We start from the raw sequence: 20,010 nt of genomic DNA, 5'->3' as shown, positions 1-20,010 counted from the left end.
GTCAGTGCTCCAGTTGGGTAAGTTCAGTGGGGGGCAATTGGCTGCCGGCCAGGGGCAGGCGCAAGGTAAAGCAGGTGCCCTGGCCCAGGGTGGAATGCACTTCCATCTGGCCCTTGTGGTTGTTGGTGATGATGAAGTACGACACCGACAGGCCTAGCCCGGTGCCCTGGCCGATTTCCTTGGTGGTAAAGAACGGTTCGAATGTACGCTTGCGCACGTTTTCGCTCATGCCGATGCCGTTGTCTTCTACTTGGATTTCTGCCCACGGCGGGTTGAGGCGGGTGCGCAGGATAATGCGCCCAGGTTCGCTGTCGTCTTCACGCAGGTGAATGGCCTGGGCGGCGTTCTTCAACAGGTTGAGCAGCACTTGCTCCAGCTCGTTGGCGGTACCGGGCACCGGGCCCAGTTGCGGGTCGAACTGGCGGATGATCGCCTGGCCCTTGAAATCGAAACCGATGGTCAGGTCAAAGTCGTTGCCGGCGATTTCCACGGCCTGGTCGATCAGCGCCGGCAAATCGCAGGGGGCCATCTGCCGATTGCTGCGGCGGCTGAAGCTGAGCATGTGGGTAACGATTTTCGCGGCACGTGCGCCGGCCTGCTGAATGCCGTCGAGCAGTTGCGGGACCTCGCGGCCTTGCAGGTAACGGTTGACTGTCTCCAGCTCAATGCCCACCTGTTCGGCCAGTTCCAGGTTCTTGGGCAGCTCGGGGGACAGGCGCCGACGGATGTTCTGCACGTTGTGCAGGATCGCGCCCAGCGGGTTGTTGATCTCATGGGCCATACCGGCGGCCAGGCCGCCCACGGATAGCATTTTTTCCGATTGCACCATCATTTCTTCCAGGGACAGGCGCTGGGTGATGTCGTCGATTCGGATCACCACACCGCGCCCGGCGCCACCCATCAACGGGTAGAACGTCAGCGCGTAATGCTTGGGCTCGTCGTCCTTGATCCAGGTGACCCGCTCGATCCGCTCCACGGTGTGTTGCTCCACGGTGGCCTTGATCTGCGGCAGGTACGGCTTGAGCGGCTGGAAGGCCAGGAACACCGGCTGGTTCAAGGCTTCGTCCAGGCGCGTGCCGGATAGGGCGGTGGCTTCCTGGTTCCACTGGGTGACATAAAGTTGTTCGTCCAGGGCGATCAACGCCGAGGGCATCGAGTCGATAATGCTGTTCAGGTAGTTCTGGAAACCCGTGAGCTTTTTCTCGATCTTGCTGCGCACCTGGACTTCCAGCTCCAGCTTGCGGTTGGTATGCCGGGTTTCTTCGGCCAGGCCTTGGGCCTGGTCGTACGCGGCCTGGGAGTCGTCGCGCGCGCGTTTGAGTTGCTGCTCACGGGCTTCGATGCGCGACAGCATGGTGTTGAACGCTTCGGCCAGGCTGCCGATTTCATCACGGTTGCCACGCCCGGCGCGCAAGGCGTAGTTCTCCTCGCGGGTCACCTGGCGAGACAGTTCTTCCAGTTCATGAATCGGCCTTGTGATCAGGCGTTTGATCTGCCGGGCGATGACCAGCCACAGCAACACACTGAAAATCAGGATGCCCAGGCTCGCGGTCAGGGTGCCGGTATAGAACGCCACCGGCAGCTCACTGCTGGCCACCAGCAACAAATGCCCAGAAGGCTGGTTGCCGCGGGGCAGGGTGATGACCTGGTTGCTGCGAAATTCAGTGAGGCGCCATGCTTCGATATGCCGGTAGTGGTCCGGCAGGTGCAGGCGGTCGCCGTGCTGCATCTGCGCCAGGCGGTTGCCTTCGCCGTCGTACAGGGCAGCGGCGCGCAAGGGTGAATAGCTGGTCAGCTCATTGAGCAGCGCCTCGGCCTTGGTCGGAGACTCAAGGGCCTCGGCGGCGAGCGCGGGGTTGGACACCAGTCGACCAATGGACTGCAAGGCCTGGGGGGCCATGCTTTCCTGGGAGATCCAGTAGGCGGCGCTGATAAACGTCAGGTTGGCCACCAGCAATACGGTGGTCAACAACACCAGCAGGGCCGCCAACAGTTTCTGCCCTACCGGTAGATTTTCAAGACGCTGGCGCAGTGGCATCAGGGTTTTCCCAGGTGATAGACAGGTAGGCAGGGTAGCGCGTGCCTCAGTCGCTGGCCAATCCGCGTGCGCGCAAATGCTCGACCAGGCGCGCTTGCAACTGTTGCAGGTGTGGCAACACCAATTGATGGCGGGCGGCCGCCTGGCAGGCGTAGCCCAACAGGTAGCTGATCTCGGTACGCCGTGCGTTGGCCACGTCCTGGTGCATGGACGAGTAATTGGCCGCCGTGGCCTGGATCACCCGCTGTACTTCGCTGTACAGGTCCTGTGCGGCGGCGGGCTGGCCGCAGCATTCGAGCAGCTCGGCCAGTTCAGCGCACAAGGTCGCCACTTCACACGCGTGGGCTTGCAAGCCGACGTTGCGGCACTGGTAAAGCACGGTCAGGGGATTGATGGCGCAATTGAGCGCCAGCTTGCGCCACAGGCGCGTGAGAATATCGCTGGCCCAATCATGGGGAATGCCGGCCGCTTGCAGGTCGTCCAGCCATAGCGGCGGGGTGGGGTGGCTCGCATCTCCCAGCCAGGTGTAACCATGGCCGGCAAATACCACCCGCCAGTCGCCTTCGCGAAACGCGCCTTCGGTACTCGAGGCATAGATGCAGCGGGCCGACGGCACCTGTGCAGCCACTGCGTCCTGGCTGCCGAGGCCGTTTTGCAGCAGGATCAGTTCGGCGTCGGGCGCCAGTCGAGGTTGCAACTGGGCAATGGCGCTTTGGGCGTCGTAGGCTTTGCACGCCACCAGCAAGCGATGAATGGGCTCTGGGCTGTCAGGCGTTTCGCCGACTACCGGGTAAGTCTGCTCCACACCCTGCTCGACCAGGGTCAGCCCTTGGCCGGCTCGATAGTCGGCCAGGCGCGCCTCATTGCGCAGGATCAGCCTGACGGGCACGCCCGCGCGCGCCAGCCGTGCGGCCCAGAGGGTGCCCAGGCTGCCGGCGCCAAGAATATGCCAGGGGGTCGCCATCAGTGTGTACTCCATAAGCTCGCCAGCGGTGAATGGCGCGAAAGAACCGCTATAATGCCCCGGCATTTTAGCTCGGGCGCGCTCCATCTCTACTGAGCCCGCCCCTTATATTGGAGAAATCACATGCCTTCGTTCGACGTGGTATCTGAACTGGACAAACACGAAGTCACCAACGCCGTCGAGAACGCCGTCAAGGAACTGGACCGTCGCTACGACTTGAAAGGCAAGGGCAGCTTCGAATTCAAGGAAAAGGAACTGACCGTCAACCTGACCGCTGAAGCCGATTTCCAGCTGGAAGCGATGATCGAGATCCTCAAGCTGGCTCTGGTCAAGCGCAAGATCGACGTGCAGTGCCTGGAAGTCAAGGATGCCTACGCCTCCGGCAAGCTGATGAAGCAGGAAGCCGTGCTCAAGGAAGGCATCGACAAAGAGCTGGCCAAGAAGATCGTGGCGCACATCAAGGACGCCAAGCTCAAGGTCCAGGCCGCCATCCAGGGCGAGCAGGTTCGCGTTACCGGCAAGAAGCGTGACGACCTGCAAGAGGCCATCGCGGCCCTGCGCGCCAAGACGTTTGATATGCCGCTGCAGTTCAATAACTTCCGCGACTGATGGCACTTTGGGGAACCTGTGGGTACTTTTGACGTCCCACGCCCCAGCATCATTGCCTACAATTGAGCCCTTCGGGGCTCAATTGCGTTTTCAGGCAGTCAGTCGAGCCTTATCGCCGCACAACAGGAGAAAGTAGATGGATTTGAACGCTGAAATGGATCACCTGATCAAGACCTCCCAGTCTTGGATCCCCATGATCATGGAATACGGCAGCCGCGTATTGCTGGCGTTGGTCACCCTGGCTATCGGCTGGTGGCTGATCAATGTCTTGACGCAACGCGTGGGCCGCCTGCTGGCCATGCGTAACGCGGACATGGCGTTGCAACACTTCATCACCAGCCTTGCCAACATCGCGCTCAAAGTCATGCTGGTGGTCAACGTGGCCTCGATGATCGGTGTGGCCACCACCTCGTTCGTGGCGGCGATCGGTGCCGCTACCCTGGCTATCGGCCTGGCCTTGCAAGGCAGCCTGGCGAACTTTGCCGGCGGCGTGCTGATCCTGTTGTTCCGTCCGTTCCGCATCGGTGACTGGATCGAAGCCCAGGGCACCTCGGGTACCGTGGACAGCATCCAGATCTTCCACACGGTGTTGCGCACCGGCGACAACAAGACGGTGATCATTCCCAACGGCAGCCTGTCCAACGGCCTTATCACCAACACCAACCGCCAGCCGACCCGCAAGGTCGTGTTTGACGTAGGTGTGGACTATGAGGCGGACCTGCAGAAGGCCCGTGAAGTATTGCTGGCTCTGGCCGAAGACCCACGGGTACTGAAGGACCCTGCCGCAGTGGCCGTGGTGTCGACCTTGGGCGACAGTTCCATCACCGTCTCCCTGCGTTGCTGGACCAACACCCCGGATTATTGGGACGTAGTGTTTATGCTCAATGAACTGGCGCGTGACCGTTTGAAAGCGGCCGGAATTGATATTCCGTTTCCACAACGGGTTATTCGGGTGATGCAGGAAAGTGCAACGAAATAACTTGGCGTGACGCTATAAAATTTGGCCGAAAGGTCAGTTTTGACAAACTAGTTACTTAGCTTGCTAGTTGTTTTTTTGGGTTGAAATAAAACTGCAATAAAAAAGCCGCTCCCTGTTGAACAGAGGAGCGGCTTTTTATTTAAGGCCTAGGCCTCAAGTCATCGTTGTAATTGAACCAGCAATTACAAGATGTTCAGCGGGTAGTTGGCGATCAGACGCAGCTCATCGATCGACGGCGAACCGTAGTACACGCCATCACCGGAACGGTAAGTCGCTTGACGCAGACGCAGGCTCAGGTCTTTTGCCGGGCCACTCTGGATCACGTACTTGGCTTCGATGTCGCGTTCCCACTCTTTGCCGTTGCTGGTGGTGCCCGTGTTGGCGCCGCTACCGGTGACATAACGGGTCATGAAGCTCAGGCCCGGAATGCCGAAGGTTGCCATGTTGATGTCATAACGCGCCTGGTAGGACTTTTCGCCTTCGGCGTTGAAGTCGGAACGGGCAATGGAGTTGGCCAGGAACACAGTGCCGCCGCCGTCTACGCCGTAACCGTAGTCGCCGTCACCGGTGACTTTCTGGGCTGCCAGGGTGAAGGTGTGAGCGCCGATGGTGTACGCGCCCTGCAAGCTGAAGGCGCGGTTGTCGAGCTTGGTCACGCCGTCTTTCTCTGCACGTTGCAGGCCGGCGCCGTCGCTCTTGGTGTCGTAGATGTTGAAGTCCAGGGCGAACGACTGATCATCGCTCAGGGCGTGGGTCCAGTTCAGGTTGCTGTAGTACTTGCGGAAGTAATCTTCGGTTTTCGCGTAGTACAGGCTGCCGGTGAACTCCGGAGTGAAGGCATACACTCCGCCGACAAAGTCGGTTTTGGTCAGACCCAGGCTGTCATGGTAGGTCTGGTTCTGCGCGACGCTGGAAGTGAAGTGACCGCCTTCAAGCTTCAGGCCCTTGATCTCGTTGCTGGTGATCGAGATACCTTGTGGCAGCTCTGGCAGCAAGCGGCTGTCGTCGGAGGCAAACACTGGAGCTGTGGTGTATTGGTCACCCACTTTCAGCACAGTGTTGGAGATGCGGAACTTGACCGCGCCGCCGCCTTTGGAATAGTCATCTTGCGAGCGACCGTCGGAACCAGTAGGGAACAGGCCGGTGCCGGCGCGGCCCTTGCCGCTGTCGAGCTTGAGGCCCATCAGGCCGATCACGTCCACACCGACACCAATAGTGCCTTGGGTGAAGCCCGATTCGTACAGGGCATTGAAGCCCAGGCCGGTTTCTTCAGCACGGCTCTTGGAGCCTGGGCCCGACGGGTTGTTGCGAAAGTCACGGCTGAAGTACAGCGCGCGAGTATTGATGCTGAACGTACTGTCTTCAACAAAGCCCTTGGAATCGTCCTGGGCGGACGCCATTGCGAACTGCGAGGTGCCTGCTGAAACAGCCAGGGCGATCATGCTCCACTTCATCACGCGCATCGTGATTTGCTCCTTTGGTTTTAGGAAGAGTACTGCCGTCCCACCTGTATTTTTATCTGGGCGGCTCTTTCTTTTTGTGTCGGCGCAAAGTTAGCTCACGCAGACCCTATTGACGATACTTACTCAACTATCCTTTCAGCTTCTTTACGAGGCTGTCGTAAATCGCTAGATCCATGTCGCAAATTCACAGCCTGAAATGTATCCAGGCTGACAACTTCAATGCTGTTTTCAGACTTCTTTACAAAGTTTGAACACGTCCCTGATACACATCGAAACGCCACTGTTTTTATCGCGAAACACCTGTGTCCAAACGGGTGCCGTTGTCGACGATATGGGGGTGAATGCAACAAGCGTGCTCAAACCGCCGACCGAATGTCATTTTTTCGTGAAAAGTGTGATGAACCTGTAAAAACCGCATAAGCACGGGGGTTTTACGCCATTTGGGTTGGGCTTGACGCCAGGGTGGTACCCAGGTTCGGTGGTACCTGAATCCTTTACCTGGGTAAAACGTTACCGGTTGACCCTTATCGGTGGGTAATCGGCGGATCCCTTTGAGGCACAGGTGGGTCATTTTGGTGCATCCCGTTGAGGCCCGGCCTAGCGTTGCTCCTCTGGGTCACTGCCTCTAAAGGGTGCATTTTTTCGCCCGACTGCCTCAAGGCCGCCAGCATTGCCCGTGAAGCCTTGTGCATTCGAAGGTATGCTGGGCACCTGTTACCGACCTGCCGAACGGAGTGCCACGTGTTCGCCTTAGATCAACGCCTGCAACAAGATACCTTGGCCATTGGGGACTTCCCGCTCTGTCGCCTGCTGCTGTCCAATGATGCGAATTACCCCTGGTTCATCCTGGTGCCACGCGTCAACGGTATCAGCGAAGTGTTTCAACTGGATGTCGCAGATCAACAAACCTTGTGGCAAGAAACGACGGCCTTGGCGCAGTTGCTCAACGAGGGCTTGGCGGCCGATAAGATGAACATCGGCGCGCTGGGTAACGTCGTCAGCCAGTTGCATGTGCATGTGATTGTGCGCAAGCGCGACGACGCCGCCTGGCCAGCCCCCGTGTGGGGCAAACATCCAGCCCAGCCCTACACCGAAGAGCAGGTGGCCGCGATTCGCAGCCGGATGCGCGAGCTATTGCCTGCCGACTTCATCTTTACCCAGGACTGAACCATGGACCTGCAAGAACGCGTTACCGACCTGGAAAGCCGCCTGGCCTTCCAGGACGACACCATTGAAACCCTCAACGACATCCTGGTTGCCCAGCAGCGGGCCGTCGAACGCCTGCAATTGCAGATGACTGCACTGCTCAAGCGCCAGGAAGAAATGGGCGGGCAGTTCGAGTCATCCGAAGAAGAAGCGCCGCCGCCCCACTATTGAATGTGCACGCAATAAAAAACCGCGACCCAGCCAAGGCTGGATCGCGGTTTTTTTTTGCTGCGAAGGCTAGGAATCAGCGACGCGGCAGGGCAGCGATGACGTCTTCGGCTTGCAGGCCCTTGTCACGGTTCATCACCGAGAACTCCACGCGCTGGCCTTCGACCAGGACGCGATGGCCTTCGCCACGAATGGCTCGGAAGTGGACGAAGATATCGTCGCCCGAATCGCGGGAAATGAAGCCGAAGCCCTTGGAGGTGTTGAACCACTTGACGGTCCCGGTATCCCGGTTGGTCATGTCATAGTTTTGCGACGCGGCCGCTGGAGACGAGCGGTAGAAGCTGATGGCCAGGTGAAGAACGATGGCGACCACAGCAATCACCAGGCTGAGCAGGATGGCCGGATGGCCCCCGACTTCAGGCATGGGCGCCAGGAGGGTGAGGGTTTGTACGACAACAGTCAGCACCAGCAGCGCACTGACCAGGTTTTGCAGTTGATGACGCGTGCCTTTGTTCCAGTAAGGGATTACCGGTGCGAGCGTCAGGTTAAGAAGGCCGAACAAGGCCAGGTACAGGGCGTCGTGTTGTTCCAGATAGGGCAGGCTTTCAGGCTGCAGGCTCGGAATAAAGGACAGCAGCAACGCTGCAACGCCCGTTAGCAGGTGGACGATTTTCAACATTTTGGTTAACTCACGTTAAGACGGATCACAAGGAAGAGCTGACTGGCACGGTTCGCTTCTGAACAATGGGAGGCGTTGAGCACGTGCGCGGGTATCAGCCTATGTGACGTGCCGCAGGAATAAACGGCAGCCACACCGCGTCTATTTAACAGCAAAGGCTGTGCCTACTCAAATCAAGCATTTCGGGGTGTTGCCACGGCCACGGCATTTCTGCGTCAAACGCTTGTCCTAGACAGGTGCGGGATTTTTCATTGGCATGCCGAGACTCTTCCCACAGGTAAACAGGCTTGCCAAGTCAGATCTCGCAGGCGGTGCGGGGCGATTTGCCGCATGTCGCCTGGGTGTGTCGGGCTGCACATGGCGCACTCTCTTGCTAGAGTGGAGCTGCACCTGATCAATGAATGCTCGTCAATTGAAGGGGAAACACATGGCAATCGATATTGGTATCAGTGAAGAAGACCGTAAATCCATCGTCGACGGACTTTCCCGCCTGCTTTCCGATACCTATGTTCTGTATCTGAAGACCCACAATTTCCATTGGAACGTCACAGGCCCCATGTTTCGTACGCTGCACCTGATGTTCGAGGAGCAGTACAACGAGCTGGCGCTGGCAGTGGACTCCATTGCCGAGCGTATCCGTGCCCTGGGCTTCCCGGCGCCGGGTGCCTATTCGATTTACGCGCGCCTGTCTTCCATCAAGGAAGAAGAGGGTGTGCCGAGCGCCGAAGAGATGATCAAGCAGTTGGTGGCCGGCCAGGAAGCGGTCACGCGTACCGCCCGAGGCATCTTCCCATTGCTCGACAAAGTCAGTGATGAGCCGACGGCGGACCTCTTGACCCAGCGTATGCAGGTTCACGAGAAAACCGCGTGGATGCTGCGCTCCCTGCTCGAAAACCAGTAACGGTTGAAACCCTGGCGGCGCCTTTTGGGCGTTGCCTGCTGGTTTCCCTGCGCTTCCTGGCGTTGTCCTACGACTAACTACTCCCCGTCTTCTGGCTGCTCTGCGCTGGCTGCTGTTTTATAGGCCCATCGTCCAATGGGAGAAACCTGTTGGCTGCTGTTTGGCAATGGAGTGTCAGGTGTATGTCACGTGGAGTGGGTAAGGGAGTGATGGAAACCTGTGGTTTTCACAAGATAAAGGTCGACCCTTTTGCCAAGGGTTTTGATATGGGGCTGGCCAAGCCACTGTCCCGGTCGGTCAGGCTCAATGGGTTTTCTACCTGCCTGCGGCTTGAACAGATCTATTGGAACATCCTGACGGAAATCGCCAGGCTCAATACCTGTTCGGTCAGTGCGTTGTTGTCCTATGTCGATCGGGAAGTGCATTTGCGTTACGGAGGCGTAAAGAACTTCAGTGGGCTGGTGAGGGTGGTGTGCGTGGTCCACGTGCTCAAAGGCCGGGGCGCCCTCACGCCCGGAGACACGCTCGCGCAGTAGTCCGGTGGTCGGCCCGTCATCCCGGCGGGCCGGGCCCTGGGCACAAAGCCGGCTGCGCTGTGTTGATTTACCAGATATAATCCCGCGCTTTGCTGCGCATGCCGGGCTTTATGCACAGGGCAGGGCGTGGCGCTGTAACGATCTGATCGCTGAGACATCTCCATGCCCATGTACGACTATCAATGCGCTTCCTGTGGTCATCAGTTGGAAGCCATTCAGAAGATCAGCGCCGCGCCGCTGGTCGATTGCCCTGCCTGCCAGGCACCTGAGTTGAAGAAGATGTTGTCCATGCCGGGCTTCCGCCTGAGCGGCAGCGGCTGGTACGAGACCGATTTCAAGACCGGCGCCAAGAAGAACCTGGCGGGCGGCGACAAAGCAGACTGAGTTGAACTCTACGCGCAGGCTCCTGCATTATCCGTCCCCTGCTTAACTGTACGGTGACGAGGCAGGCCTGCCACCGAATTTCGAATTACGAGAAGTGAAACCACGACCATGATGCGCAGCCACTATTGCGGCCAACTGAACGAGACCCTGGAAGGTCAGGAAATCACCCTTTGCGGATGGGTTCACCGTCGCCGCGACCACGGCGGGGTGATCTTCCTCGATATCCGTGACCGTGATGGTCTGGCCCAGGTGGTGTTCGACCCGGACCGCGCCGAGAGTTTTGCCGCCGCAGACCGCGTGCGCAGCGAATACGTCGTCAAGATCACCGGCAAGGTACGCCTGCGTCCGGCCGGTGCCGTGAACAAGAACATGGCGTCCGGCGGCATCGAAGTGCTGGGCTATGAGCTGGAAGTGCTGAACGAGTCGGAAACTCCGCCGTTCCCACTCAACGAATACTCCGACGTAGGCGAAGAAACCCGCCTGCGCTATCGCTTCCTGGACCTGCGTCGTCCGGAAATGGCCGAGAAGCTGCGCCTGCGTTCGCGCATGACCACCAGCATCCGCCGCTTCTTGGATGAAAACGGCTTCCTCGACGTCGAAACGCCGATCCTCACCCGGGCCACCCCGGAAGGCGCGCGCGACTACCTGGTACCGAGCCGTACCCACGCTGGCAGCTTCTTCGCCTTGCCGCAATCGCCACAGCTGTTCAAGCAACTGCTGATGGTGGCCGGCTTCGACCGTTACTACCAGATCGCCAAGTGCTTCCGTGACGAAGACCTGCGCGCTGACCGCCAGCCGGAATTCACCCAGATCGACATCGAGACCAGCTTCCTCGATGAAACAGAGATCATGGGCCTGACCGAGCAGATGATCCGCAACTTGTTCAAGGAAGTGCTGGGCCTGGAGTTCGGCGAATTCCCGCACATGACCTTCGAAGAAGCCATGCGCCGCTACGGTTCCGACAAGCCAGACCTGCGTAACCCGCTGGAACTGGTGGACGTGGCCGACCAGCTCAAGGACGTCGACTTCAAGGTGTTCAGCGGCCCGGCCAACGACCCTAAATGCCGCATCGCCGCCCTGCGCGTGCCTGGCGGCGCGAGCATGCCGCGCAAGCAGATCGACGACTACACCAAGTTCGTCGGCATCTACGGTGCCAAGGGCCTGGCGTACATCAAGGTCAACGAGCGCACCAACGGCGTCGACGGCCTGCAATCGCCGATCGTGAAAAACATCCCTGAAGCCAACCTGAACACGATCCTTGATCGCGTCGGTGCGGTTGACGGCGACATCGTGTTCTTCGGCGCCGACAAGGCCAAGATCGTCAGCGAAGCCCTGGGCGCGCTGCGTATCAAGCTCGGTCACGACCTGAACCTGCTGACCTGCGAATGGGCACCGATGTGGGTTGTGGACTTCCCGATGTTCGAAGAGAACGACGACGGCAGCTTCAGCGCCTTGCACCACCCGTTCACCGCGCCGAAGTGCTCCCCGCAGGAGCTGGAAGCCAACCCTGCAGGCGCGCTGTCCCGTGCCTACGACATGGTGCTCAACGGTACTGAGCTGGGTGGCGGTTCGATCCGTATCCACCGCAAAGAGATGCAACAAGCGGTATTCCGCCTGCTGGGCATCAACGAAGCGGAACAGGAAGAGAAGTTCGGCTTCCTGCTCGACGCCCTGAAATACGGCGCGCCGCCGCACGGTGGCCTGGCGTTCGGCCTGGACCGTCTGGTAATGCTGATGACCGGCGCCCAGTCGATCCGTGAAGTGATCGCCTTCCCGAAAACCCAGAGCGCTGCGGACGTCATGACCCAGGCGCCGGGTGTGGTGGATGCCAAGGCCTTGCGCGAGCTGCACATCCGCCTGCGTGAGACGCCGAAGGCTGAGTAAGGCTGCTGCGTGAAAGCGCGATTAAGGTGGTAGGCAGTCAAAAAGGCGCATCTTCGGATGCGCCTTTGCGTTTAAAAGAGGGAAATCTCGCCTGGGGCGTAATGCCGTTCAGTTAAGGCTTTCTGTAGGAGCGAGCAAGCTCGCTCCTACAGAGGGCGATATACGCTTAACTGAACGGCATTACGCCGGGGGGCGGGATTGATAAGGTTTCTAGAGAATTTCGGAGTTGTGTTATGGCTGGCCATTCCAAGTGGGCGAACATCAAGCACCGCAAAGAGCGTCAGGATGCCAAGAAAGGCAAGATCTTCACCAAGTGGATCCGCGAACTGACCGTCGCTGCCCGCCAGGGTGGCGGTGACCCGGGCTCCAACCCGCGTCTGCGCCTGGCGCTGGACAAGGCCTTGGGCGCAAACATGAGCCGCGACATCATTGACCGCGCCGTGGCCCGTGGTGCCGGTGCGGCCGATACCGACGACATGGTCGAACTGACCTATGAAGGCTACGGCCCGGGCGGCGTGGCGGTGATGGTTGAGTGCATGACCGATAACCGCAACCGTACCGCGGCAGCCGTACGCCATGCGTTCAGCAAATGCGGCGGCAACCTCGGCACGGATGGCTCGGTAGCCTACCTGTTTGAACGCAAGGGGCAGATCACCTTCGCACCCGGCACCGATGAAGACGCGCTGATGGAAGCCGCGATGGAAGCGGATGCCGATGACGTGGTCACCAACGAAGACGGCTCCATCGATGTATTTACCTCGTTCGCCAGCTTCTACGCCGTGCGCAACGCCCTGGAAGCCGCTGGTTTCAACGGCACCGAAGCGGAAATCGTGATGCTGCCGACCACCAGTGCCGAACTGGACCTGGACGGTGCGCAGAAGGTACTGAAGCTGCTGGACATGCTTGAAGACCTGGATGATGTGCAGAATGTGTATTCGAATGCCGACATCCCGGAATCGGTAGCCGAACAACTCACCTGACACCCACCATTGTAGGAGCGAGCTTGCTCGCGAAGGTCGTTAACGATAACGCTGGGTATCTGACACCCCGCGTCGCTATCGAGTTTTTCGCGAGCAAGCTCGCTCCTACAGTGGAATAGCGTCGCTTCTGACGCCTCAACTGATAAACCCGCAGGCGTTATGACTTTAATCCTAGGTATCGACCCCGGTTCGCGCATCACCGGTTTTGGCGTGGTGCAGCAGACCCCGCGCGGCTGTGTGTACGTCGCCTCGGGCTGCATCCGCACCGGTGCCGGCGAGTTGGCCGAGCGGCTGCAGATCGTTTATCGCGGCGTGCGTGAAGTCATCCAGACCTACGGCCCGGTCACCATGGGCATCGAAAAAGTGTTCATGGCCAAGAATGCCGACTCGGCGTTGAAGCTCGGCCAGGCCCGTGGCGCGGCCATCGTGGCGGGTGCCGAGGAGGGCATGGAGATCGCTGAATACACCGCGACCCAGGTCAAGCAGGCCGTGGTCGGCACCGGTGGCGCCAACAAAGAGCAGGTGCAGATGATGGTCATGCACATGCTCAAGCTCACTTCCAAGCCGCAGATCGACGCCTCGGACGCCCTGGCCATCGCCATTTGCCATGCCCATACCCGCTCCAGCCTGCTGCCTCATGGCTTGGGCGCAGCACGTAGTCGTGGCGGGCGCCTGCGTCTCTGATAGCATCAGCGCAATCGTTATTTTTGCGGTCAGGCCTTGAACTGACCCCCAAGCTTTAAGGATCTGAACCGTGATTGGACGCTTGCGCGGCACCCTGGCTGAGAAACAGCCGCCGCACCTGATTCTGGATGTGAATGGGTTGGGTTATGAGCTGGAAGTGCCCATGACCACCCTGTATCGGCTGCCGTCGGTCGGCGAGCCGATAACCTTGCACACGCATTTAGTGGTGCGCGAAGACGCGCAACTACTCTATGGTTTCATCGGCAAGCGCGACCGCGATTTCTTCCGCGAGCTGATTCGTCTCAATGGCGTGGGGCCCAAATTGGCCCTGGCCCTGATGTCGAGCCTGGAAGTGGATGAATTGGTGCGTGCCGTATCCGCCCAGGACACCTCGGCCCTGACCAAGGTGCCGGGAGTGGGCAAGAAAACCGCCGAACGCTTGCTGGTCGAGCTCAAGGACCGCTTCAAAGCCTGGGAGGTGGTACCGAGCATGTTCGCCCTGGTACCGAACCAGCCGGATATGCCGGCGGCCCAGGTCGCCAGCGCCGAAAGCGATGCGGTCAATGCGCTGATCTCCCTGGGCTACAAGCCCCAGGAGGCCAGCAAGGCCGTATCGGCCATCAAGGACAAGAACCTGAGCGCTGAAGACATGATTCGCCGTGCCCTGAAGGGAATGATTTAAGTGATTGAAGCCGATCGTCTGATCGCGGCCACCGGCCCGCGTGACCGTGAAGAAGTCCAGGACCGGGCCATCCGCCCGCTGAGCCTGGCCGAATACATCGGCCAGCCCACCGTGCGCGAGCAGATGGAGCTGTTTATCCAGGCCGCGCGCGGGCGCAGTGAGTCCCTGGACCACACGTTGATCTTCGGTCCGCCGGGGTTGGGGAAAACTACCCTGGCCATGATCATCGCCAATGAAATGGGCGTGTCGATCAAGTCAACCTCCGGCCCGGTGCTGGAACGGCCGGGTGACCTGGCAGCGCTGCTGACCAATCTTGAACCCCATGACGTGCTGTTTATCGACGAAATCCATCGCTTGTCGCCGATTGTCGAAGAAGTGCTGTACCCGGCCATGGAAGACTTTCAGCTCGACATCATGATTGGCGAAGGCCCGGCGGCCCGCTCGATCAAGCTCGACCTGCCGCCATTCACCCTGGTGGGCGCGACCACTCGCGCGGGCATGTTGACCAACCCGCTGCGAGACCGTTTCGGTATTGTTCAACGTCTAGAGTTCTATAGCACCGCCGATCTGGCGACCATTGTCAGCCGTTCCGCGAGTATCCTTGGCTTGCCCCTGGACCCGGAAGGCGCCTTTGAAATCGCCCGGCGCGCCCGCGGTACGCCACGCATCGCCAACCGCTTGCTGCGCCGCGTGCGCGACTTTGCCGAAGTGCGTGCCAAGGGCCACATCACCAAGGCGGTGGCGGACCTGGCGTTGAACCTGCTGGATGTGGACGAGCATGGCTTCGATCACCAGGATCGACGCCTACTGTTGACCATGATCGAGAAATTCGACGGTGGCCCGGTCGGCGTGGACAGCCTGGCCGCGGCCATCAGTGAAGAGCGCCATACCATTGAGGATGTGCTGGAGCCGTACCTGATCCAGCAGGGCTACATCATGCGAACCCCACGGGGCAGGGTGGTGACACGTCATGCTTACCTGCACTTTGGGCTAAACATTCCGTCACGATTGGGAGAGATGCCCGTGGTAGACGAATTCCTCGATGCAGTAGACGATTAAAAATTGTAGGAGCGAGCTTGCTCGCGAAAAACGCCAACGATAACGCGGTATGTCTGGTTATACGCGGCGTGCTCAGGTTCTTCGCGAGCAAGCTCGCTCCTACAGGGTATTTGCCATGTGGGGTGATTTATCCGAGCTTTGTGCTGTCCCAGTGTCTGGCGTCGTCATTTGAAAGCGTTCAGGAATGAAAAAACAGTTGCCCAGCCAATTGGCAACCTGAGGAGTAAGCACTAGAGTATGCGCGCGCAAAACGGGGATCAGTCGTTCGCACATCGCTGTCGCGTTTATTACGAGGACACCGATGCCGGCGGCATCGTTTATTACGTCAATTACCTGAAATTCATGGAACGGGCTCGAACCGAGCGGCTGCGGGAGTTGGGTTTTGCCCAGTCCGAGCTGGTAGGCGAGGACCTGTTATTCGTCGTGCATTCCAGCGAGGCGCGTTACCACGCACCGGCGCGACTGGACGACGAATTGCTGGTCAGTGCCGAAGTCATCGAATTGAACCGTGCCAGCCTGCGTTTCAAACAGCAGGTCAGGCGGGCCACGGATGCAACGCTGCTCTGTGAGGGGCAGTTCCTGGTGGCGTGTGTGCGCACCAACAGCTTGAAACCTCGGGCCATTCCCGAAACTCTACGCGCGGCCTTTGCCGCCGTGAGCGGCGCGGGTCAACAATCAAAGCAGGAGATTTAGCGTGGAACCTACCGTCGTCGACCATTCCTCCATGTGGAGCCTGGTCAGCAATGCCAGTGTCGTGGTTCAACTGGTCATGCTGACCCTGGTAGCCGCATCGGTTACCTCTTGGGTCATGATTTTTCAGCGCAGCAACATGCTGCGTGCCGGTCGACGTGCCCTGGAGAGCTTTGAAGAGCGCTTCTGGTCGGGTATCGACCTGTCCAAGCTGTACCGCCAGGCCGGCAGCAACCCGGACCCGGACTCGGGCGTCGAGCAGATCTTCCGTGCCGGCTTCAAGGAATTCTCGCGTCTGCGCCAGCAGCCTGGTGTCGACCCGGAAGCGGTGATGGAAGGCGTGGCCCGTGCCATGCGCGTGGCCATTTCCCGCGAAGAAGAGAAACTTGAGCAGGGCTTGCCGTTCCTCGCCACCGTGGGTTCCGTCAGCCCGTACATCGGCCTGTTCGGTACCGTATGGGGCATCATGAACTCCTTCCGCGGCCTGGCCCAGGCGCAGCAAGCCACGCTGGCCACCGTGGCCCCGGGTATTGCCGAAGCCCTGATCGCCACCGCGATCGGCCTGTTCGCCGCTATCCCCGCAGTAATCGCCTACAACCGTTTCGCCGCAACCAGCGAGACGTTGATTGGCCGTTACTACACCTTCGCCGATGAATTCCAGGCGATCCTGCACCGTAAAGTGCACACCAGCGAAGAATAAGCAGGTAATTCCCAATGGCTTTAATCGCTCGATCTCGCAAAAAGCGCAAGCCGGTCGCCGAGATGAACGTAGTGCCCTACATCGACGTGATGCTGGTGCTGCTGGTGATCTTCATGGTGACCGCGCCGATGCTCAACCAGGGCGTGAAGGTTGATCTGCCCAAGGTTTCCAGTGAAGCCTTGCCGCAGGACAACAACACTCAGGTCCTGACCATTTCGATCAAGGCTGACAAGACCTATTACTGGAACCTTGGCAGCGAAGTCGACACGCAAAAGCAGCAGGACAAGGCCCTGACCTTGCCGGCCATGACCGATGCGGTGACCAAGATCATTCGCTCCGGCAACGAAGGCGGCAAGCACACCCAGGTCTTCATCCGGGGTGACAAATCGGTCGACTACGGCTCCGTCATGGGTGCCATGGGCGGGCTGCAGAAGGCCGGCGTCGGTAACGTTGGCTTGATTACCGAGGCGCCCTGATGCAGCAACAGCGAGAGCCGTCCGCCTCGGAAAGCTACTTCTGGCCTGGCGTGTGGGCAATAGCCCTGCACGTCCTGGTGTTCGGCATGCTGTTTGTCAGCTTTGCCATGACCCCGGATTTGCCGCCAGCCAAGCCGATCGTGCAGGCGACCCTGTATCAGCTGAAATCGAAAAGCCAGGCCACCACCCAGACCAATCAGAAGATTGCGGGTGAGGCCCAGAAGTCGGCCGCGCGCCAGACTGAAGTCGAGCAGATGGAACAGAAGAAGGTCGAGCAGGAAGCGGTGAAGGCTGCTGCGGAACAAAAGAAAGAAGAGGCGGCTCAAAAGGCCGAGGAATCGAAAAAGGCTGACGAAGCCAAGAAGGCCGACGAGGCGAAAAAGGCTGATGAAGCCAAGAAAGCCGAGAAAGCTGCCGAAGCGAAAAAGGCCGAAGAGAAACAATTGGCTGATATAGCCAAGAAGAAATCGGAAGAAGAAGCCAAGAAAGCTGCCGAAGAAGAGGCCAAGAAAAAGGCCGCTGAAGAAGCCAAGAAAAAGATTGTCGAAGACGCGAAGAAGAAAGCCGCCGAAGACGCCAAGAAAAAAGCTGAAGCAGACGAGGCGAAGAAGAAAGTCGCCGACGAAGCGAAGAAGAAAGCTGCCGCCGACGCCTCCAAGAAGAAGGCCCAGGAAGCAGCACGCAAATCCGCCGAAGAGAAAAAGGCCCAGGCCTTGGCAGATTTGCTTTCCGACACGCCGCAGCGTCAGCAAGCCTTGGCCGATGAGCGTGGCGATGAAGTCGCGGGCAGTTTCGACGACCTGATTCGGGCGCGGGCAGCGGAAGGCTGGACTCGTCCACCTTCGGCACGCAAAGGCATGACAGTAGTGCTGCAGATCGGCATGTTGCCAGACGGTACGGTGACTTCGGTCAGCGTGGCCAAGTCCAGTGGTGACGGTACGTTCGACAGTTCAGCGGTTGCCGCAGTCAAGAATATTGGCCGGTTGACCGAGATGCAGGGAATGAAACCAAGTGACTTCGCTCCCTATCGTTCATTCAAGATGACATTCACACCTGAGGATCTAGCCTTGTGAGAAACCTTCTTCGAGGAATGCTTGTCGTTATTTGCTGTATGGCAGGGATAGCGGCGGCGGATGAAAAGAACATCCTGGTAACCAGCGGCAGCGATCGGGCTACTCCGATCGCCGTCGTACCCTTCGGTTGGCAGGGCGGCAGCGTGCTGCCGGACGACATGGCCCAGATCGTCAGCGACGACCTGCGTAACTCCGGTTACTACGCGCCGATTCCAAAAGGCAACATGATCAGCCAGCCCAACCAGGCCAGCGAAGTCGTGTTCCGTGACTGGAAAGCCGTGGGCGCGCAGTACGTGATGGTCGGCAACATCACGCCGGCCGGTGGTCGCCTGCAGATCCAATACACCTTGTTCAACGTGGCCACCGAGCAGCAGGTTTTGACCGGCAGCGTATCGGGTACCGCCGAGCAATTGCGCGACATGGCCCACTACATCTCGGACCAGTCGTTTGAAAAACTCACCGGTATCAAGGGGGCGTTCTCGACGCGCCTGCTGTATGTCACGGCTGAGCGTTTCTCTGTAGACAATACCCGCTACACCCTGCAACGTTCGGACTACGACGGTGCACGTGCAGTGACCTTGCTGCAGTCCCGTGAGCCCATCCTGTCGCCGCGCTTTGCGCCGGACGGCAAGCGTATTGCCTACGTATCGTTCGAGCAGCGCCGTCCACGTATCTTCGTGCAGCACATTGATACTGGCCGTCGTGAGCAGATCACCAACTTCGAAGGCCTCAACGGTGCGCCAGCCTGGTCGCCGGATGGTTCGCGCCTGGCTTTCGTGCTGTCCAAGGACGGCAACCCGGATATCTACGTGATGAACATGGCCTCGCGTCAGCTCTCGCGTGTGACCAGCGGCCCGGGCATCAACACCGAACCGTTCTGGGGTAAGGATGGCTCGACCATTTACTTCACCTCCGACCGTGGCGGCAAGCCTCAGGTCTACAAGGCAAATGTGAACGGCGGCGGTGCGGAACGTGTGACCTTTATTGGTAACTACAACGCCAACCCCAAGCTTTCGGCCGATGAAAAGACGTTGGTGATGATTCACCGTCAGGATGGTTTCACTAATTTCCGGGTTGCGGCCCAGGATTTGCAGCGCGGAACCGTAAAAATCCTTACAGATACCAACCTTGATGAGTCAGCCACTGTTGCGCCCAACGGCACCATGGTAATCTACGCCACCCGCCAGCAGGGCCGGGGAGTCTTGATGCTCGTGTCCATCAATGGACGCGTAAGGCTCCCACTTCCTACCGCACAAGGCGAAGTCAGAGAACCATCCTGGTCCCCTTACCTGAACTGACGCGGCGCTACAAAAAGAAGTACTTAACACACTGGGGTTCATTAGGAGTTTCACGATGGAAATGCTGAAGTTTGGTAAGTTTGCTGCTCTGGCTCTGGCTCTGTCCGTAGCCGTTGGTTGCTCCTCTAAAGGCGGCGACAATGCCGGTGAAGGCGCAGCTGTTGATCCAAACGCTGGTTACGGCGCCAACACTGGTGCGGTCGACGGCTCCCTGAGCGAAGAAGCTGCTCTGCGCGCTATCACCACTTTCTACTTCGAATACGACAGTTCGGACCTGAAGCCAGAAGCCATGCGCGCTCTGGACGTTCACGCCAAGGACCTTAAAGCTAACGGCGCTCGCGTTGTTCTGGAAGGTAACACTGACGCCCGTGGTACTCGTGAGTACAACATGGCTCTGGGCGAGCGTCGTGCGAAAGCCGTTCAGCGCTACCTGGTACTGCAAGGTGTTGCTCCAAGCCAACTGGAACTGGTTTCCTACGGTAAAGAGCGTCCAGTTGCAACTGGCAACGACGAACAGTCGTGGGCTCAGAACCGTCGCGTCGAACTGCGTAAGTAAT

The 20,010-nt window shown here is 59.1% G+C and carries 22 protein-coding genes and 1 pseudogene; 19 read left to right on the top strand and 4 right to left on the bottom strand.

Going from position 1 to position 20,010, the window contains the following annotated elements; translation table 11 throughout:
• Window position 1: 1 nt before the first annotated feature.
• A complete protein-coding gene (locus HU731_RS09865; RefSeq protein ID WP_032895499.1) occupies window positions 2–2,038 on the bottom strand; it encodes a sensor histidine kinase in 2,037 nt (678 codons plus the stop codon).
• Window positions 2,039–2,084: 46 nt separating this feature from the next.
• Window positions 2,085–3,002, bottom strand: a complete 918-nt coding sequence (locus HU731_RS09860; RefSeq protein ID WP_186607877.1) for a putative 2-dehydropantoate 2-reductase — start codon at window positions 3,000–3,002, stop codon at window positions 2,085–2,087.
• Window positions 3,003–3,125: 123 nt separating this feature from the next.
• Between HU731_RS09860 and HU731_RS09855 the strand changes: the two genes are divergently transcribed.
• Together HU731_RS09855 and HU731_RS09850 are read left to right on the top strand one after the other, a co-directional pair.
• The gene (locus HU731_RS09855; protein ID WP_003193880.1) at window positions 3,126–3,611 is read left to right on the top strand and encodes a YajQ family cyclic di-GMP-binding protein; all 486 of its coding nucleotides are present in this window, start codon (window positions 3,126–3,128) and stop codon (window positions 3,609–3,611) included.
• Window positions 3,612–3,747: 136 nt separating this feature from the next.
• Complete coding sequence (locus HU731_RS09850; RefSeq protein ID WP_056791140.1) at window positions 3,748–4,590, top strand: mechanosensitive ion channel family protein; 843 nt, start codon at window positions 3,748–3,750, stop codon at window positions 4,588–4,590.
• Between the two features lie 182 nt (window positions 4,591–4,772).
• On the opposite strand, the gene HU731_RS09845 is transcribed toward HU731_RS09850, so the two are convergent.
• A complete protein-coding gene (locus HU731_RS09845) occupies window positions 4,773–6,053 on the bottom strand; it encodes an OprD family porin (protein ID WP_032895504.1) in 1,281 nt (426 codons plus the stop codon).
• Window positions 6,054–6,794: 741 nt separating this feature from the next.
• Between HU731_RS09845 and HU731_RS09840 the strand changes: the two genes are divergently transcribed.
• Entirely contained in the window at window positions 6,795–7,220 is a 426-nt protein-coding gene (locus HU731_RS09840; RefSeq protein WP_186607878.1) for an HIT domain-containing protein, read from the top strand.
• A gap of 3 nt (window positions 7,221–7,223) precedes the next feature.
• Window positions 7,224–7,430: a SlyX family protein gene (locus HU731_RS09835; protein ID WP_003193876.1), complete on the top strand. Its 207-nt coding sequence runs from the start codon at window positions 7,224–7,226 to the stop codon at window positions 7,428–7,430.
• 73 nt (window positions 7,431–7,503) lie between these two features.
• Here the strand turns inward: HU731_RS09835 and HU731_RS28790 are convergent, their stop codons facing one another.
• A complete protein-coding gene (locus HU731_RS28790; RefSeq protein ID WP_003193875.1) occupies window positions 7,504–8,106 on the bottom strand; it encodes a cold-shock protein in 603 nt (200 codons plus the stop codon).
• 427 nt (window positions 8,107–8,533) lie between these two features.
• On the opposite strand from HU731_RS28790, the gene HU731_RS09825 reads away from it, so the two are divergent.
• From HU731_RS09825 to pal, 15 genes and pseudogenes are all read left to right on the top strand, one after another.
• Window positions 8,534–9,007, top strand: coding sequence for a Dps family protein (locus tag HU731_RS09825; protein ID WP_003193874.1), 474 nt, complete (start codon window positions 8,534–8,536; stop codon window positions 9,005–9,007).
• Between the two features lie 182 nt (window positions 9,008–9,189).
• Window positions 9,190–9,543, top strand: coding sequence for a ribbon-helix-helix domain-containing protein (locus HU731_RS09820; RefSeq protein WP_186607879.1), 354 nt, complete (start codon window positions 9,190–9,192; stop codon window positions 9,541–9,543).
• 162 nt (window positions 9,544–9,705) lie between these two features.
• Entirely contained in the window at window positions 9,706–9,927 is a 222-nt protein-coding gene (locus HU731_RS09815) for an FmdB family zinc ribbon protein (protein WP_003193872.1), read from the top strand.
• 108 nt (window positions 9,928–10,035) lie between these two features.
• The gene (aspS, locus tag HU731_RS09810; RefSeq protein ID WP_186607880.1) at window positions 10,036–11,811 is read left to right on the top strand and encodes an aspartate--tRNA ligase; all 1,776 of its coding nucleotides are present in this window, start codon (window positions 10,036–10,038) and stop codon (window positions 11,809–11,811) included.
• A gap of 233 nt (window positions 11,812–12,044) precedes the next feature.
• Window positions 12,045–12,791 carry a YebC/PmpR family DNA-binding transcriptional regulator gene (locus tag HU731_RS09805; protein ID WP_186607881.1) on the top strand — a complete coding sequence of 249 codons (747 nt, stop codon included), beginning with the start codon at window positions 12,045–12,047 and terminating at the stop codon, window positions 12,789–12,791.
• Window positions 12,788–12,904 (top strand): annotated as a pseudogene (locus HU731_RS28385) (outer membrane lipoprotein carrier protein LolA); the annotation flags it as partial. The gene HU731_RS09805 and the pseudogene HU731_RS28385, both read left to right, overlap by 4 nt.
• 46 nt (window positions 12,905–12,950) lie before the next feature.
• Entirely contained in the window at window positions 12,951–13,475 is a 525-nt protein-coding gene (gene ruvC / locus HU731_RS09800) for a crossover junction endodeoxyribonuclease RuvC (protein ID WP_019821257.1), read from the top strand.
• A 70-nt stretch (window positions 13,476–13,545) separates the two neighbouring features.
• The gene (ruvA, locus tag HU731_RS09795; protein WP_003193868.1) at window positions 13,546–14,157 is read left to right on the top strand and encodes a Holliday junction branch migration protein RuvA; all 612 of its coding nucleotides are present in this window, start codon (window positions 13,546–13,548) and stop codon (window positions 14,155–14,157) included.
• On the top strand, window positions 14,158–15,216 hold the full coding sequence (ruvB, locus tag HU731_RS09790; protein WP_083356995.1) for a Holliday junction branch migration DNA helicase RuvB: 1,059 nt from the start codon (window positions 14,158–14,160) through the stop codon (window positions 15,214–15,216).
• Between the two features lie 237 nt (window positions 15,217–15,453).
• Window positions 15,454–15,909 carry a tol-pal system-associated acyl-CoA thioesterase gene (ybgC, locus tag HU731_RS09785; RefSeq protein ID WP_003193866.1) on the top strand — a complete coding sequence of 152 codons (456 nt, stop codon included), beginning with the start codon at window positions 15,454–15,456 and terminating at the stop codon, window positions 15,907–15,909.
• Window position 15,910: 1 nt separating this feature from the next.
• On the top strand, window positions 15,911–16,606 hold the full coding sequence (gene tolQ, locus HU731_RS09780; RefSeq protein WP_003193865.1) for a protein TolQ: 696 nt from the start codon (window positions 15,911–15,913) through the stop codon (window positions 16,604–16,606).
• Window positions 16,607–16,629: 23 nt separating this feature from the next.
• Complete coding sequence (gene tolR, locus HU731_RS09775) at window positions 16,630–17,082, top strand: protein TolR (protein WP_162097537.1); 453 nt, start codon at window positions 16,630–16,632, stop codon at window positions 17,080–17,082.
• Window positions 17,082–18,155, top strand: a complete 1,074-nt coding sequence (tolA, locus tag HU731_RS09770) for a cell envelope integrity protein TolA (RefSeq protein WP_005790902.1) — start codon at window positions 17,082–17,084, stop codon at window positions 18,153–18,155. Before tolR ends, tolA begins: the two co-directional genes overlap by 1 nt.
• 17 nt (window positions 18,156–18,172) lie before the next feature.
• Window positions 18,173–19,453, top strand: a complete 1,281-nt coding sequence (gene tolB / locus HU731_RS09765) for a Tol-Pal system beta propeller repeat protein TolB (RefSeq protein ID WP_032803700.1) — start codon at window positions 18,173–18,175, stop codon at window positions 19,451–19,453.
• A 55-nt stretch (window positions 19,454–19,508) separates the two neighbouring features.
• Entirely contained in the window at window positions 19,509–20,009 is a 501-nt protein-coding gene (gene pal, locus HU731_RS09760; RefSeq protein WP_186607882.1) for a peptidoglycan-associated lipoprotein Pal, read from the top strand.
• The last annotated feature ends 1 nt before the right edge of the window (window position 20,010 follow it).

Origin of the sequence: Pseudomonas salmasensis (assembly GCF_014268375.2) — a bacterium.
Taxonomy (GTDB): Bacteria; Pseudomonadota; Gammaproteobacteria; order Pseudomonadales; family Pseudomonadaceae; genus Aquipseudomonas; species Aquipseudomonas salmasensis.
This window is presented reverse-complemented; position numbering and strand designations above follow the sequence as displayed.

What these genes read in the sequence shown, in the direction of transcription:
- HU731_RS09865 (WP_032895499.1), bottom strand. Translation starts at nt 2,038, where the DNA reads ATGCCACTGCGCCAGCGTCTTGAAAATCTACCGGTAGGGCAGAAACTG.
- HU731_RS09860 (WP_186607877.1), bottom strand. Translation starts at nt 3,002, where the DNA reads ATGGCGACCCCCTGGCATATTCTTGGCGCCGGCAGCCTGGGCACCCTC.
- HU731_RS09855 (WP_003193880.1), top strand. Translation starts at nt 3,126, where the DNA reads ATGCCTTCGTTCGACGTGGTATCTGAACTGGACAAACACGAAGTCACC.
- HU731_RS09850 (WP_056791140.1), top strand. Translation starts at nt 3,748, where the DNA reads ATGGATTTGAACGCTGAAATGGATCACCTGATCAAGACCTCCCAGTCT.
- HU731_RS09845 (WP_032895504.1), bottom strand. Translation starts at nt 6,053, where the DNA reads ATGCGCGTGATGAAGTGGAGCATGATCGCCCTGGCTGTTTCAGCAGGC.
- HU731_RS09835 (WP_003193876.1), top strand. Translation starts at nt 7,224, where the DNA reads ATGGACCTGCAAGAACGCGTTACCGACCTGGAAAGCCGCCTGGCCTTC.
- HU731_RS28790 (WP_003193875.1), bottom strand. Translation starts at nt 8,106, where the DNA reads ATGTTGAAAATCGTCCACCTGCTAACGGGCGTTGCAGCGTTGCTGCTG.
- HU731_RS09825 (WP_003193874.1), top strand. Translation starts at nt 8,534, where the DNA reads ATGGCAATCGATATTGGTATCAGTGAAGAAGACCGTAAATCCATCGTC.
- HU731_RS09820 (WP_186607879.1), top strand. Translation starts at nt 9,190, where the DNA reads ATGTCACGTGGAGTGGGTAAGGGAGTGATGGAAACCTGTGGTTTTCAC.
- HU731_RS09815 (WP_003193872.1), top strand. Translation starts at nt 9,706, where the DNA reads ATGCCCATGTACGACTATCAATGCGCTTCCTGTGGTCATCAGTTGGAA.
- aspS (WP_186607880.1), top strand. Translation starts at nt 10,036, where the DNA reads ATGATGCGCAGCCACTATTGCGGCCAACTGAACGAGACCCTGGAAGGT.
- HU731_RS09805 (WP_186607881.1), top strand. Translation starts at nt 12,045, where the DNA reads ATGGCTGGCCATTCCAAGTGGGCGAACATCAAGCACCGCAAAGAGCGT.
- ruvC (WP_019821257.1), top strand. Translation starts at nt 12,951, where the DNA reads ATGACTTTAATCCTAGGTATCGACCCCGGTTCGCGCATCACCGGTTTT.
- ybgC (WP_003193866.1), top strand. Translation starts at nt 15,454, where the DNA reads ATGCGCGCGCAAAACGGGGATCAGTCGTTCGCACATCGCTGTCGCGTT.
- tolA (WP_005790902.1), top strand. Translation starts at nt 17,082, where the DNA reads ATGCAGCAACAGCGAGAGCCGTCCGCCTCGGAAAGCTACTTCTGGCCT.
- tolB (WP_032803700.1), top strand. Translation starts at nt 18,173, where the DNA reads ATGCTTGTCGTTATTTGCTGTATGGCAGGGATAGCGGCGGCGGATGAA.
- pal (WP_186607882.1), top strand. Translation starts at nt 19,509, where the DNA reads ATGGAAATGCTGAAGTTTGGTAAGTTTGCTGCTCTGGCTCTGGCTCTG.